The following is a 13,632-nucleotide window of genomic DNA, read 5'->3' on the forward strand; positions in this document are numbered from 1 at the left end:
GATGAGCATTCCTCCCCTCATCTGATCCGCATCCGTTCGGGGTTGAAGGTCATCTCGATCTCTTGCCACTGGCCGTATTTCTCGGGTGGCAGCGGATAGCCGTCTTTCTGGCACAGCAAAATCGCCCGCCGCGCCGCCCCGAAGGCCGCATTGGCGGTAGACGCATCACCACCTTCGCTGGCGATCATCCGCAGCGAGTTGCCGACGACTTTGCCGTCTTGGGTCATATTCATGGCAACGGTCACAGTGGTCTGTGCCCACCGCGCACCGGGATCCACGTTCCAACAGCCCTGAACGGCCAGACGCAGCGCGTCCTTTTCGCCCGATGACATCGGCGGACCTGTGGGCACATCATTTGTGGCCGAACTGAGCGCCGCCTCCAACGCCGCCTGCACAGCAGCATCCACCGCATCGCTGTCGTCCGTTTCAGGCTGGCTCGGGGCTTCGGTCGTCTGGACGGGCCGCGGCGCAGAGGGCCTGCGCGCAGGCGGGCGCATTGAGGCATTGGGCGCGGCGGCGGGGGCTGTGTCTGCCTCGGTCACGATACGGTCACTGGTTTGCGGCGTCTCGGCTGCCTCTTGTGGCGGCTCGACCGTCTCGCCTGTTTCTTCGGGGATCACTGCCTCTTGCGGCTCTGGCTGTTCCACCGCTTCGGGCTCTGGCGCAGGTGCGGGGTCAGGTGCGATCACCTCGGCGGGGCGCTCGACCGGTGTTTCGGCGACGGGGGCGTCGTCCACTGTCACTTCGGCGGCTGGCTCCGGCAATTCGGGCGCTGCGTCCGAGACATCGGGCGCGGTCTCTTCCACTGGCTCCTCGGCAGGCTCTGCCACCTCTGGCGCGGGGGCGGGCTGCGGTTCTGGCGTGGCGGCATCAACTTCTGGCGCGTCCTCGACAGGGTCTGGTGCTGCGGGCACAGGCTCGGGCGCGACCTCTACAGGTTGACGCGCCGCATCCACCAGCGCCTGAAACTCAGCCCCAGAGATCATCGCCGCCTCCTGCACCTCAACCGGATCGGGACGCGAGGTGAACATACCTCCAAAAAGCACCCAGCCGATGAAAGCCGCATGCCCCGCACCCGATACGATATTGCCCGTTTTCCGCGCCCGCGACATCGGCCTAGTTCCCGGAGCCGTCCAGCGTCGGCCCGCCGATATCCGTCACCAGACCGATATTGGTAAACCCGCCCGCATTAAGCGCGCCCATAATCTCCATCACCGCGCTATACGGCACCGCACCATCCGCCCGCAGGAAGACGCGGTCGCCTTCACGCTCGGCGGCAACGGCACGCAGCTTGGCGACCAGCTCGTCTCGGGCGGTCTCGGTGTTCATGATCTGCACCGAACCTTCAGCGGTGAGCGTAACCGTCAGCGGCTCTTCCTGCTCGGCAGGCAGAGCCGAGGCGGCGGTTTTGGGCAGTTCAACCGGCACGCCCACCGTCAACAGCGGGGCCGCGACCATGAAGATAATCAGCAGCACCAGCATCACGTCCACAAACGGCGTGATGTTGATCTCGGCCATAGGCTGTGCGCCGCCGCGCCGCCTGCGCCGCCCGCCGCCTTTGCCACCGCTTTGCATGACACCACCCGCCATGGCTCAACCGTCCAACTGGCGGCTGAGGATGGTGGCGAACTCATCCGCGAACGCCTCGTACCCGCCAAGGATACGGTCACTGTCCGCGTTCAGTTTATTGTAAAACACCACCGCAGGGATCGCGGCCAAAAGACCCAGACCGGTCGCCAACAGCGCCTCGGCAATGCCGGGGGCCACGACAGCAAGGTTGGTGTTTTGCTGCTCTGCAATCTCGATGAACGCGTTCATGATGCCGAAAACCGTACCGAACAGACCAACAAAGGGGGCCGTGGACCCCGTGGTCGCTAGCACAGGCAAACCCTTCTGCAACCGCTCCGCCTCTTTGGCGATGGCCACATCCATGCTGCGGTCAATCCGCGCGGTGGCACCGGGGATCAAACCGCCATCCTCGCGGTGCGAGCGGCGCCATTCGGTCATGCCGGCGGCAAATATCTTCTGCGCCGCCCCCGACGGCTCGGGGCCGATTTGGTCATAGAGGCCATCCAACGGCTCGCCCGACCAAAAGGCGCGGTCGAATTCTTCCGCCTCGCGCTTTGCAGCGCGGTACTGGATGGTCTTTTGCACGATGATCGACCACGTCCAGAAACTGGCCACCACAAGTGCGATCATCACAAGTTTTACGGTAAACGTCGCTTGGGCAAACATGCCCCATACGGTAATGCTGCCGCCGATTTCGGCCGCGATCAATGCTGTTTGCATGTCTGTTGCTCTACTCTACTGCCTTATGCGGGCCTGTTCTCAGGCTCCATTTGCAGCTAAACTAACGCAGCGAAAACCAAAAAGCGAGGGCCAAGCGTATTGCCGCCCGTTCACGCCTCCAGCAGGCGACATTCCGCTGGCAACCGCACAGGTTTGCCCGATGCACCGATACACACGATCAAGACTTTAGCACTGAAAACCAGCGTCTCCCCGCGCCAGACTTCCTGAGCCATGACCATCTTGGCCGCACTCAAACTCTCAAGCGTGGTACGCACCTCCAACACATCATCAAATCGCGCAGGCGTGACATAATCCGCCTCGACACGGCGCACGGCAAAAACAACGCCCGCCTCTTTCATCGCCAGCTGGTCAATGCCCACATCACGGACCCAATCACTGCGGGCGCGTTCAATGTACCGCAGGTAATTGGCGTAATAGACGATGCCCGCCATGTCCGTGTCTTCGTAATAGACGCGCATTTTTTTGCGGTGGATCACTGCACATCCCCCACGGACATACGCGCAAACAACCGCAGCGCATGGCTCGGGTCCATTGCCGCCGCAGGTAAAACCGGATCATAAGCCGCCCGTATCAACCCAGCGATGTCAGGGCGCAAAATCGTCTTGTCCTGCACCACTGCCAAAGGCGACTGGGCACGAAACGCCGTATCCGACCACAGCAGATAAGACTGTACAACCTGGCTCAACGCCAATGTCTGCGCAGGCACCGCACTCAGATGCGCATCCATCCGCAAGAACACAAAGCACGCCTTGATCGCGCCCGCCTCGTCAAAGCGGAAAAACCGGTACTGGTTCGCATCGGCGCCCGACAGCTTTTCAACCAATGGCCCCAGATCAGGCACCAACCGGTCCATCCCCGGCACGTCCAGCAACTCCGCCCAGTCTTCAAAGAAAAATACCATGAAGTTAGAGCCAAGCTCCATATCCGTCTCGGCCATCTTGTGACCCGCCAACGCCGCCACCGCCTCCAACGCGCCCTTCACAACCTGCAAAGTCTCGTCCTCAACGCCGAAGACCACAGGCGCAATCGGCCGCCCCCAACGCGCAAAGACAAACTCCCCGTCTGCCCGTGTAAACAACGCCTCTATCTGCTCAGGTCCCATTGTCATGCCCCAAAGCCCCTCTTTATTTTGCCCTTAAACTCAATCCCGAACTCAGCCAAACAGGTCAACATCCCGTTTCGGAGGCTCCATCCCCAGATGCACCCAAGCCTTTTGCGCCAACATCCGCCCACGCGGTGTGCGCTGGATCAACCCTTGCTGCAACAAGAACGGCTCAATCACTTCTTCCAACGCATCCCGCGATTCACTCAGCGCCGCCGACATCGTCTCGATCCCCACAGGCCCACCCTGATAGTTCTCGGCAATCAGCTTCAAATACCGTCGGTCCGCACCATCCAGCCCCAGATGGTCCACCCCCAGTCGCGTCAGCGCCATATCCGCCAATTCCCGCGTCACACGCCCGTCACCTTCAACCACAGCAAAGTCCACAACGCGGCGCAACAAACGCCCCGCTATCCGCGGGGTGCCGCGGGCGCGCTTGGCGATCTCACGGGCGCCGCCCTCATCCGCAGGCGCGCCCAGCTTGCGGGCGTTGCGCTCGACAATAATGAACAGCTCGTCTTCGGTGTAGAATTGCAACCGCGTCGGAATGCCAAAGCGATCGCGCAAAGGCGTGGTCAGCAAGCCCATCCGCGTCGTCGCCCCCACCAGCGTAAAGGGCTGCAACTCAATCCGCACGGTCCGCGCCGCTGGCCCCTCGCCGATCACCAGATCCAGCTCGAAGTCCTCCAGCGCGGGGTACAAGACCTCCTCAACCGCGGGGTTCAAGCGGTGGATTTCGTCGATAAACAGCACATCGCGGGCTTCCAGATTGGTCAGGATCGCAGCCAGATCACCCGCCTTGGCCAGTACAGGCCCCGAAGTCATGCGAAAGCCGACCCCCAACTCCCGCGCCATAATCTGTGCCAGCGTCGTCTTACCCAAGCCAGGCGGGCCATGGAACAATGTATGGTCCATCGCCTCTTCGCGTTGCTTGGCGCTTTGGATAAACACCTTCAGGTTGGCACGCGCTTCGGCCTGCCCCACGAACTCATCCAGCATCTGCGGACGCAACGCGCGGTCAAAATCTTCCGGCATGCCCTCGGGCCGCACAATCGGATCACTATCTATCATGTCGTCCCCAGCGAAGAGCGGCCAAAGGCCAGCGATGAGCGAACGCCCCTGCGGCGCAAAAGCGTAACGCTCCGACGGAGCGATGAGCGCACATTACTCTCTTGGCGCCAGAAGTTTCAACGCCGCACGGATCAGCGCAGGCGTATCAGCGTCAGGAGCCTCACCCGCCGCTTGCGCCACAGCACCCGCCGCATCCCCGGGGCTGTAGCCCAGATTGCCCAAAGCCGACAACGCCTCTGATTGCGCACTTGCATTGGGCGCGGGGGCTGGTTTGCGGCGCGGTGCGGGCGTCTCGATCACTTCAGCCTCCGCATCGCCCAGCGCCTCGGCCACGGTGCCGCCCATGGCCATCATCGCAGGGGCCTTGTCCTTCAGGTCCATCACAACACGTTGCGCGATCTTGGGGCCGACCCCTTTGGCCGCCTTCACCGCGTTCCAATCGCCCAGTGCAATCGCACGGCTCACCCCGTCAGGGCCAAGCGCCCCGAGGATCGCCAACGAAGCCTTCGCCCCGATGCCCTGCACGCTTATCAACAACCTGTGCCACTCTTTCTCGGCCAGCGTGGTAAACCCGAAAAGCTGCAAGTTCGTCTCTTGCACCAGCATGTCGGTATAAACCGCCGCCACTTCGCCCACGGGTGGCAGCGCCGCCAACGTCCGCTCGGAGCAAAAAACCAGATACCCGACACCGCGCACATCAATCAACACATGGTCCGCGGCGCGGTAATCAATCCGCCCTGTAATCTTGCCAATCATGCGCTGGCCTTTGCGACAGCCGCGGCAAAGCTGGACGCCCCGCCGTGATGCGCATGGGTAATGGCAACAGCCAAAGCATCCGCCGCATCAGGCCCTTTAAAATCAACACCGGGCAGTTGCATCTTGACCATATGCTGCACTTGCCCTTTGTCCGCATGGCCCACACCCACGACGGTTTTCTTCACGTTATTGGGGGCATATTCGCCCACGACCAATCCCATCTGCGCAGGCACCAACAAGGCAATCCCCCGCGCCTGCCCCAGTTTGAGGGTCGCAACGCCGTCTTTGTTCACGAACGTATGCTCGACCGCGGCGGTCTGCGGGCGGTAGGTCGCGAACACGCGGGTCAGCTGCGCATGCAGCGACAAAAGACGCTCCGCCAGCTCAACACCCGTTGCAGAATGGCAAATTCCGTTTGCGACATGGCTCAGCTTGCTGCCCGCCACATCAATCACACCCCAGCCCATATTCCGCAGGCCGGGATCAATACCGATCACCCGTATCATCCGCCCTATCCTCTCGCTTCTTTTGCTTTTGTGCAGCGATTAGCACGAAACGCGAACATTGCCTAGAATTTTTCGTATTCCCATCGAACCCCGCAGTTTCCAAGGGTCAGCCAGAAACCGACAGGGACACAGGGCATAAGCGACATCCAGACAGACAAATACGACAGTATTTCAGCGCGATTACACCATGTTTTATTGGGGTTTGCCACAAATATGCTGCTATGCAGAAAACGCATATCCGATACGCGTTTGCGGGGCTTGCGCGGTTTTCGTAATCTGCCTATTTGCCGCTCAAGACGATTATAATTTAGACACACGCTCGACCTACGAAGGACTGTAATGATGACATCTCTTGACGCTTCCCGCACGACATACGGCATTGCAGCATTTGCGAACCGCTTTGCAGCAGGCACCGCCAATCTGATCGGCTACGCGATCGCATGGAACGATGCCCGCACAACCGCACGCGCCCTCCACAATCTGACCGACCGCGAACTGGCAGACGTTGGCCTGACACGCGGCGACATCGCAAGTGTCGCAAGCAGCGATTTCATCCGCTAACGGATAACGGGGTCGCCCAAAGGGGGCCCCATCGAAATACAGAAAAGCCGCGCCGGATTGCTCCGGGCGCGGCTTTTGTTTTGCGTGCTACAGACGCAAAATTTTCACGGCAGGCCCCTCCCCCCGGAAGGCCACCACCGTGAAAATGAGATGTTAGCGGAACATCGGGCCAATTTTGTCGGCAATGAACTGAGTGGCTGGATCAACCGACAGAACGCGTGCGCCCATCGCCTCAACCACATTGCCGTTTTCCAGCGTCGCCAAACGCTCGCTGTAGGCATCAGGGCCGTTCGCGGACAGCATCAGCGCCTTCAGGCACAAAAAGCCCAGCACCATGAACACAATCCCTTTGAGAGGAAAGCTCAGGCGGCGCGCCTTTGGCTTTGCGAAAATTACACCGTTGTTGTCGACCCGTGCAGAAAAGCGGCGGCGCAACATCTTTGATTTCTTGCGGTCAACGCCCTTCAGGCGCGATTGAAAGTCTTCTTTTGTGTAAACCATGGCAGCGGTCTCTCTCAACAACAGCCCCCACCATTGTTGATTCAATTTTTACCGACCGAATGTGGCAAGAATGGGGCAAATGCGGCAAATTCACCTTAAATGGGGTTAATTCGCGTCCATCTTCCGAAGCGTTAACGTCGTCCAATCACCAATGCTATCGCGGTGATGTAGATTGATGCCGGATCGTGCATAAACCTCGATCACTTCGTCCGCCTGTTCGTTCAACAGCCCCGAAAGAATCGCAAAACCGTCCTGTGTCATCGCGCCCGCCATATCGGGTGCTAGCGCGACGAGCGGCCCTTTAAGGATATTGGCAAAGACCAGATCGAAAGGCGCGGCGGCATTCAGATCGGGATGGTCAAAGCCTGCTGCCTCAACGCAGGTCACGCGGCCTTCCAGCCCGTTGGCCACCACATTGGCCCGTGCGACGTCTACCGCGACCTCGTCAATGTCGGACGCCAGCACCGTGTCGGACCAGATCCGCGCAGCGCCCATCGCCAGCACCGCAGTGCCACAGCCGATGTCAACGACACGTTTGCCCACAAACCCGTCCAGCGCCAAACGGTCCAAAGCCCGCAAACACCCCAGAGTCGTGCCGTGGTGGCCGGTGCCAAAGGCCATCGCGGCCTCGATCAACAGCGGCTCGCAATCCGCGGGAACTTTATCAGCGTCATGGCTGCCGTAGACAAAGAAGCGCCCCGCCTCAACGGGGGCCAGCTCACGCCGCACATGGGCAACCCAATCGGTTTCGGGCAATTCGGAAACGGTAAACGCCTTGGCCCCCATCGCGGTGGCCAACAGCGCAAGCGACGCCGCATCAGGCTCTGCCTCGAAATAACCGCCCACTTCCCACAGGCCCGATCCGTCTTCGACCTCGAACACGCCCACGCCTGTCGGCTCGGGTGTCATGGCTTCCATCGCCTCGCCCAGTTTATATGCAGGGTCGCGGCCCATCAGGGTGGTGAGGGCGGTAAAGGTTGGCATCTATCTGCTCCTGTGTCTGTCGGGGTTCGGGTAGGGGGGCGCGGGCGCGGCGTCAAGACCGCGCGTGTCCGCCGGCCCCAAGCCTTTGACGTAGAACCAACCCCAAGTGGCCGATGCTGCGCCGACAATAATGCCCGCCGCCGCTTGGCCATAGATCACGCCTGCGGCTCCAAAAATACCCGCAAACCAGATCGCCGCAGGCATCGCCAGCACGCCGTCCTTGATCCAGTTCACAAGGGTCGAGCGTGCAGGCTTGCCCAGATTGTTGAACGCCGCATTGGACACAAACAGCGCGCCAAAGAAAATGAAACCGCCCACGCCGATCACCGCAAAGGCATTCAGCACATCCGCCCCCTGCCCCTGCAAATCAAACGTCGCAATCACATAAGGCACCAGCACCACAAACAGCCCCCACGCGACCAGAGTATAGAGGAAACAGAAAATCAGCGCGTCGCGGTAGGTGCTGCGCACGCGGTCCAATTGCCCCGCGCCAAAGTTCTGGCCAAAGATCCCGCCAATCGCACCGCTCAGCGCAAAGATACCGCCGAACACCACCACCGTCAGCCGCCCGACCACGGCCCAAGCCGCCACAGCGTCGTCGCCAAACGGCGCCATCACACGGGTCAGTAGATAGTTGCCGACAGGTGTGCTCATCTGCGTGGCAATGGCGGGAATTGCCACGGCCACAAAAGGTGCGCCGATGTTGCGCAGGGTGCGCAGCCGCGGGCGGTCCACAAGGTTCAGCTGAAGAACGGCAAACCGCACCGCCAGCGCCAGCAGCGCAAAGCGAAACAGCACCAGCCCGATCGCGGCTCCGTCCAGCCCCCAGCCCATGTAGAAGATCAACACCGGATCAATCACCAGCAGCACAAGCCCCGCAATCAGCGTGATATACATCGCCTTCGCGCCATAACCATCGGCCCGCAATGTCCCAGACATGACCAAAGCCGCCGACATGGGAACAAGCGACGGAATCGTAATTGCCAGATACCGCGCAGCCAGCCGCGCCGTCTCTCCGCTGGCACCTGCCCACCCGACCAATTGATACCGCAGCGATACAATCAGCACGCTCACCACCGCCAGCGTGAGCGCCGCAATCAGCGCCGCAGCCCCCGCCTGCCTGCGCGCCCGCGCACGGTCCCCCGCGCCAATGCTGCGCGACACAACGGCCGTGGCCGCAATCATCAACCCCACCGCGACCGAGACGGAAAAGAACTGCACCGCATAGGCAAAGCCAACGGCGGCAACCAACTGTTTGTCGCCCAGCTGCGAAATCCACAACAGGTTCGCCGCATCCACAATAAACACAAACGTAATGCCCAGCGCACCTGTCGCCGTCATCCGCACCACATGCCCCAGGGTCGAGCCCGTCAGAAACCGCCCCTGAGCGCTCACTCCGCAACCCGTGGGCGGCGCAGAGCAAACACCGTCTCAGACCCCGCCTCGGGATGGCGCGGGATCAGCGTCGCCAGCACAAACGAGACAAACGCCATCCCCGCCGCCAGCAAGAACACCGCCGCGGGCGAGACAAGCCACAAAAGCCCCAGCAACACAGGCAAAAACACTGCCGCAATATGGTTGATCGTAAACGCCACCGCCGCCGTGGGCGCCATATCACCGGGCGCGCCGATTTTCTGGAAGTAGGTCTTCAGCGCCAGAGCCAACCCAAAGAACATATGGTCCAGCACATAAAGCACCGCCGCTACCTGAAACCCCCAGTCAAAGAAATACACGCCGCCGTAAGCCAGAAATACACAAACAAGACCCGTATATTCAAATATCAGCGCATTGCGCTCTCCAAAACGGGCGACAATGCGGCCCAGCATGGGGGCAATGACCATATTCAGAACCAGATTGATCAAATACAGCCCCGCCACCTCATGCACCGCAAATCCAAACTTCTCGACCATCATAAAGCCGGCAAACACCATAAATATCTGCCGCCGCGCACCTGACATGAACTGCAACGCATAATACAGCCAATAGCGTTTGCGCAGCACCAGCTTTTTGATCTGCGGATGCGGGCTCTCGTATTGCGGATAGGCCAGCAGCGCAAACAACGCCACCGCAACCGTGATCCCGCCCCCCGCCAAGAACACAGTGTTATAAGTGAGGCCCAACGGCTCCCACAGGATCATAATCACGAAATACACAATAAACGTCGCCGCCGACCCAGCCGCCATCAACCAACCCAGCATTTGCGGCGCGCGGTCCTTGGGCAACCATTGCAGCTGCAACGACTGGTTTACCGTCTCATAATAATGAAACCCGACCGAGCTTAGGAACGTCAGGATCATAATCCCCGTTAACTGCGGATACCACGCGGTGATCGCCGTCGCCGCCCCCAGCAGCATAAGCGAAACAAGCCCCAAGACCTGTTCGCGCACGACAATAATCAGATAGATCACCAGAAACGACAAAAACCCCGGTATCTCGCGCACCGTATGCAACAGGCCAATATCCGCCCCGTCAAAGGCAGCCACCTCCTGCACAAAGTTATTGAGCAACGCATACCACGTGAAAAACGCAATCGGCATGGCCAAAGCCATCACAAACAAAAGCGTCGTCGGCCGCCGCCAGACAGGCTGGTGCTTGGCATCCTCAAGGCTCAGATAATCAATCATCCCCCAGCCTTACGCCCGCCCGCCGCCAAAGGCGATAGCTATCTGCGCACACAACCAGACTGTGATCCCCCGCCCCCCGCTTCTTTATTTTGCCTTTAAACTCAAAATCCGGCGCTCAATAAAAGCTCTGCGGATCAATATCGACAGCCAACCGCAAGTCACCCTTCAACCTGATCTGCCCGACCCACGTGCGCAGCGCCCGCTGCAAGGCAACCCCCTTGTCGGCCTTCACCAGCAGCCGCACACGGTGCCGCCCGCGCACCCGCGCAATCGGTGCAGGTGCAGGCCCGTATACTTGCGCACCAACCGCCCGCAAAACACCGTCATTACGCGCCAACTGGTTGCCCGCCTCGAACACCGCCGCCATATCAGGCCCGCTCAGGATGATCCCCGCCAAACGACCGTAAGGCGGCATGCCCGCGCCGCGCCGCTCGCCTGCTTCGGCCTGCCAGAACCCCTCTTCATCCCCCGCCAGAATGGCGCGGATCACGGGATGGTCAGGCTGGTACGTCTGCAACAAGGCGGTGCCGGGGGCCTCGGCCCGCCCCGCACGGCCCGCCACTTGGCGCATCAACTGGAACGTCCGCTCGGCCGCACGCAGATCACTGCCCGTCAGGCCAAGGTCCGCATCAATCACCCCTACCAACGTCAGCTTGGGAAAGTTATGCCCCTTCGCCACCAGCTGCGTACCGATGATAATATCAGCCGAGCCTTCGGCGATCCCCGCAATCTCGGCCTTCAGCGCACGGGCCGAGCCATACATATCCGAGCTAAGCGTCGCGATACGCGCATCGGGCCAAAGCGCCGTTGCCTCTTCGCCCAACCGCTCCACCCCGGGGCCGACAGGGGCCAGCTTGTCCTCTGCTTCACAGGACGGGCAAACGGTCGGCATCGGCTTGCTCTCGCCGCATTGGTGGCAGATGAGGCGCTTGAGAAACCTGTGCTCGACCATCTTGGCATCGCAATCATCACAGCCGATCTGATGCCCGCAGGCACGGCACAACGTCACCGGCGCATAGCCACGGCGGTTGATGAACAGCATCGCCTGCTCGCCCCGCGCCAGCCGCGCGTCAACTTCGTCCTTGAGCTTGGGTGAAACCCAGCGGTCGCTAGGCAACCCTTGGGCACGCATATCAATCGTGCCCATCGTCGGCATCACCGCAGGCCCGAAGCGTGATGTCAGCTCCAGCTTGGTATACTTGCCAGCTTCTGCGTTGGCCCAGCTTTCCAACGATGGCGTGGCCGAGGCCAGCACCACATGCGCGCCGCAAATACTGGCCCGCAGCACAGCCATATCGCGAGCGTTATACAGCACCCCGTCCTCTTGTTTGTAGGAGGTGTCGTGTTCTTCATCCACCACGATCAGCCCCAGATCACGGTAGGGCAAAAACAGCGCCGACCGCGCCCCGATCACCAGCTGCGCCTGCCCCTGCCCGACCATGCGCCAGATGCGCCGCCGCTCGGTCATGGTCGCACCCGAGTGCCACTCGGCAGGCTTCGCGCCAAACCGCGCCTCGACCCGCGTGAGAAACTCCGCCGTCAGCGCAATCTCGGGCAGCAGCACCAGCGCCTGACGCCCCGCCCGCAGGGCAGCTGCCACCGCCTCTAGATAAACTTCGGTCTTGCCCGATCCCGTGACACCGCGCAGCAAGGTGGTGCCGTAGTCGCCCGAAGACACGCCCGCCGCCAGCACCGCCGACGCCTTCGCCTGATCTTCCGTCAGCTCTTTGCTGGGCAGGTCAGGATCCAGCGGCTGGAACGGCAGATCACGCGGGCTGTCTTCTTCAAACACCACATCCTGTTTCACCAGCCCTTTGATGACCGAAGACGTCACCCCCGCCATCTCGGCCAGTTCCTTGAGCGTGAAGGACAGATCACCGTATTCCGCCAGCGTCTCGATCACTTTGGTGCGGGCAGCGGTGACGCGGTCCGGCTCCCCCGTCCCGCGGCGGTAGATTTTGCGCATCGAGGGCGGATCGCCCAAACCCGGCGCACGGGTCGTCAGCCGCAGCATCGCGCTGAGCGGGGTCAGCGTGTAGGCGGCGGACTTCTCAAGAAAACTCACCATCTCTTCGCGCATCGGCGCGGCATCCAGCACGCGGTAAGCCGAGCGTACTTTGTTATGGTCAAAATCCCCCGCACCTGCGCCCCAGACCACGCCGATCACCTTGCGCGGACCCAGCGGCACCTCGACGAACGCGCCCAAATGGCAGCCGCCCTCGGGCGCTTTGTAATCCAGCGCACGGTCCAGCGGTTGCGTGGTCAACACCGCAATTAACGCACCTTCGTCAAAGAACATCTGTTTGGACAAACACGGCTTCCTTTTGGGGCAAAGGGGGATCAAGGCTTTCAGCATCGCAGATCATGCGCTAAAGCAAAGGCAGATATAACCGTTAGCGCCCACATTCCAACAAGGAACCGGAAATGAAATTTTTTGTAGATACCGCTGAAATCAAAGACATCGCCGAGCTGAACGATCTGGGTATGGTCGACGGGGTCACCACCAACCCCTCGCTGATCCTGAAATCAGGCCGCGATATTCTGGAAGTCACCAAGGAAATCTGTGATCTGGTCGACGGCCCCGTCAGCGCCGAAGTCGTCGCGACGGAAGCAGACGACATGATCGCCGAGGGCCGCAAGCTGGCCAAGATCGCCGATAACGTCACCATCAAACTGCCCCTCACATGGGACGGGTTGAAAGCCTGCAAGGTCCTGTCGGGCGAAGGTAACATGGTCAACGTCACCCTGTGCTTCTCGGCCAACCAGGCGCTGCTGGCGGCCAAAGCCGGTGCCACGTTCATCTCGCCGTTCATCGGGCGTCTGGACGATATTGATCTGGACGGCATGGACCTGATCGAAGACATCCGCACCATCTATGACAACTACGGCTACGAGACACAGATTCTGGCGGCCTCGATTCGCAGCGTCGGCCACATCCGCGAATGTGCGCTGGTTGGTGCCGACGTCATCACCGCCCCCCCGGAGGTGATCCGCAAGCTGGCGTCACACCCGCTGACAGACAAGGGGCTGGATCAGTTCATGAAAGACTGGGCCAAGACCGGCCAGAACATCCTGTAAGGGATGACGCTACTGCTGTGCGCCCAACAGGGCGCGCAGCTGCGCGGGGTTCAGCGGGAAAAGCGGCGTATTATTTTGTGTGCAGTTCTGTTCCATGCCCCGACATTACGCTGGGGAAGCCAGTGTCCGTCAGGGGAAT

At 60.9% G+C, this 13,632-nt stretch carries 15 protein-coding genes; 2 read left to right on the plus strand and 13 right to left on the minus strand.

The features are described 5' to 3' along the window. Window positions 1–17: 17 nt before the first annotated feature. From tolA to ruvC, 8 genes are all read right to left on the minus strand, one after another. Window positions 18–1,112 carry a cell envelope integrity protein TolA gene (gene tolA / locus ABMC88_RS00335; RefSeq protein ID WP_349574838.1) on the minus strand — a complete coding sequence of 365 codons (1,095 nt, stop codon included), beginning with the start codon at window positions 1,110–1,112 and terminating at the stop codon, window positions 18–20. A 4-nt stretch (window positions 1,113–1,116) separates the two neighbouring features. Further along, window positions 1,117–1,590, minus strand: a complete 474-nt coding sequence (gene tolR / locus ABMC88_RS00340; RefSeq protein ID WP_349574839.1) for a protein TolR — start codon at window positions 1,588–1,590, stop codon at window positions 1,117–1,119. A 3-nt stretch (window positions 1,591–1,593) separates the two neighbouring features. After that, entirely contained in the window at window positions 1,594–2,289 is a 696-nt protein-coding gene (gene tolQ, locus ABMC88_RS00345; protein ID WP_349574840.1) for a protein TolQ, read from the minus strand. A 110-nt stretch (window positions 2,290–2,399) separates the two neighbouring features. Further along, the gene (gene ybgC, locus ABMC88_RS00350; protein WP_349574841.1) at window positions 2,400–2,786 is read right to left on the minus strand and encodes a tol-pal system-associated acyl-CoA thioesterase; all 387 of its coding nucleotides are present in this window, start codon (window positions 2,784–2,786) and stop codon (window positions 2,400–2,402) included. Beyond that, a complete protein-coding gene (locus ABMC88_RS00355; RefSeq protein ID WP_349575546.1) occupies window positions 2,783–3,412 on the minus strand; it encodes a hypothetical protein in 630 nt (209 codons plus the stop codon). Before ABMC88_RS00355 ends, ybgC begins: the two co-directional genes overlap by 4 nt. Before the next feature lie 51 nt (window positions 3,413–3,463). Further along, window positions 3,464–4,483: a Holliday junction branch migration DNA helicase RuvB gene (gene ruvB / locus ABMC88_RS00360; protein WP_349574842.1), complete on the minus strand. Its 1,020-nt coding sequence runs from the start codon at window positions 4,481–4,483 to the stop codon at window positions 3,464–3,466. A 93-nt stretch (window positions 4,484–4,576) separates the two neighbouring features. Continuing rightward, complete coding sequence (gene ruvA, locus ABMC88_RS00365) at window positions 4,577–5,239, minus strand: Holliday junction branch migration protein RuvA (RefSeq protein ID WP_349574843.1); 663 nt, start codon at window positions 5,237–5,239, stop codon at window positions 4,577–4,579. Next, window positions 5,236–5,742 carry a crossover junction endodeoxyribonuclease RuvC gene (gene ruvC, locus ABMC88_RS00370; RefSeq protein ID WP_349575547.1) on the minus strand — a complete coding sequence of 169 codons (507 nt, stop codon included), beginning with the start codon at window positions 5,740–5,742 and terminating at the stop codon, window positions 5,236–5,238. Before ruvC ends, ruvA begins: the two co-directional genes overlap by 4 nt. Before the next feature lie 345 nt (window positions 5,743–6,087). On the opposite strand from ruvC, the gene ABMC88_RS00375 reads away from it, so the two are divergent. Next, complete coding sequence (locus ABMC88_RS00375) at window positions 6,088–6,306, plus strand: DUF1127 domain-containing protein (RefSeq protein ID WP_349574844.1); 219 nt, start codon at window positions 6,088–6,090, stop codon at window positions 6,304–6,306. A 153-nt stretch (window positions 6,307–6,459) separates the two neighbouring features. On the opposite strand, the gene ABMC88_RS00380 is transcribed toward ABMC88_RS00375, so the two are convergent. From ABMC88_RS00380 to ABMC88_RS00400, 5 genes are all read right to left on the minus strand, one after another. Further along, window positions 6,460–6,807 (minus strand): hypothetical protein, encoded by a 348-nt coding sequence (locus ABMC88_RS00380; RefSeq protein WP_349574845.1) that lies wholly within the window; start codon window positions 6,805–6,807, stop codon window positions 6,460–6,462. A 105-nt stretch (window positions 6,808–6,912) separates the two neighbouring features. After that, window positions 6,913–7,791 carry a 50S ribosomal protein L11 methyltransferase gene (locus ABMC88_RS00385; RefSeq protein WP_349574846.1) on the minus strand — a complete coding sequence of 293 codons (879 nt, stop codon included), beginning with the start codon at window positions 7,789–7,791 and terminating at the stop codon, window positions 6,913–6,915. Further along, window positions 7,792–9,186: an MATE family efflux transporter gene (locus ABMC88_RS00390; RefSeq protein ID WP_349574847.1), complete on the minus strand. Its 1,395-nt coding sequence runs from the start codon at window positions 9,184–9,186 to the stop codon at window positions 7,792–7,794. Further along, window positions 9,183–10,415, minus strand: coding sequence for an MFS transporter (locus ABMC88_RS00395; RefSeq protein WP_349574848.1), 1,233 nt, complete (start codon window positions 10,413–10,415; stop codon window positions 9,183–9,185). The genes ABMC88_RS00390 and ABMC88_RS00395 overlap by 4 nt, the downstream gene beginning before the upstream one ends. Before the next feature lie 115 nt (window positions 10,416–10,530). Beyond that, a complete protein-coding gene (locus ABMC88_RS00400) occupies window positions 10,531–12,714 on the minus strand; it encodes a primosomal protein N' (RefSeq protein ID WP_349575548.1) in 2,184 nt (727 codons plus the stop codon). Window positions 12,715–12,839: 125 nt separating this feature from the next. Between ABMC88_RS00400 and fsa the strand changes: the two genes are divergently transcribed. Next, a complete protein-coding gene (gene fsa / locus ABMC88_RS00405) occupies window positions 12,840–13,493 on the plus strand; it encodes a fructose-6-phosphate aldolase (protein WP_349574849.1) in 654 nt (217 codons plus the stop codon). Window positions 13,494–13,632 lie beyond the last annotated feature (139 nt).

Source organism: Sulfitobacter aquimarinus, assembly GCF_040149565.1.
GTDB lineage: Bacteria > Pseudomonadota > Alphaproteobacteria > Rhodobacterales > Rhodobacteraceae > Sulfitobacter > Sulfitobacter aquimarinus.

What these genes read in the sequence shown, in the direction of transcription:
- tolA (WP_349574838.1), bottom strand. Translation starts at nt 1,112, where the DNA reads ATGTCGCGGGCGCGGAAAACGGGCAATATCGTATCGGGTGCGGGGCAT.
- tolR (WP_349574839.1), bottom strand. Translation starts at nt 1,590, where the DNA reads ATGGCGGGTGGTGTCATGCAAAGCGGTGGCAAAGGCGGCGGGCGGCGC.
- tolQ (WP_349574840.1), bottom strand. Translation starts at nt 2,289, where the DNA reads ATGCAAACAGCATTGATCGCGGCCGAAATCGGCGGCAGCATTACCGTA.
- ABMC88_RS00355 (WP_349575546.1), bottom strand. Translation starts at nt 3,412, where the DNA reads ATGGGACCTGAGCAGATAGAGGCGTTGTTTACACGGGCAGACGGGGAG.
- ruvB (WP_349574842.1), bottom strand. Translation starts at nt 4,483, where the DNA reads ATGATAGATAGTGATCCGATTGTGCGGCCCGAGGGCATGCCGGAAGAT.
- ruvA (WP_349574843.1), bottom strand. Translation starts at nt 5,239, where the DNA reads ATGATTGGCAAGATTACAGGGCGGATTGATTACCGCGCCGCGGACCAT.
- ABMC88_RS00375 (WP_349574844.1), top strand. Translation starts at nt 6,088, where the DNA reads ATGACATCTCTTGACGCTTCCCGCACGACATACGGCATTGCAGCATTT.
- ABMC88_RS00380 (WP_349574845.1), bottom strand. Translation starts at nt 6,807, where the DNA reads ATGGTTTACACAAAAGAAGACTTTCAATCGCGCCTGAAGGGCGTTGAC.
- ABMC88_RS00385 (WP_349574846.1), bottom strand. Translation starts at nt 7,791, where the DNA reads ATGCCAACCTTTACCGCCCTCACCACCCTGATGGGCCGCGACCCTGCA.
- ABMC88_RS00395 (WP_349574848.1), bottom strand. Translation starts at nt 10,415, where the DNA reads ATGATTGATTATCTGAGCCTTGAGGATGCCAAGCACCAGCCTGTCTGG.
- ABMC88_RS00400 (WP_349575548.1), bottom strand. Translation starts at nt 12,714, where the DNA reads ATGTTCTTTGACGAAGGTGCGTTAATTGCGGTGTTGACCACGCAACCG.
- fsa (WP_349574849.1), top strand. Translation starts at nt 12,840, where the DNA reads ATGAAATTTTTTGTAGATACCGCTGAAATCAAAGACATCGCCGAGCTG.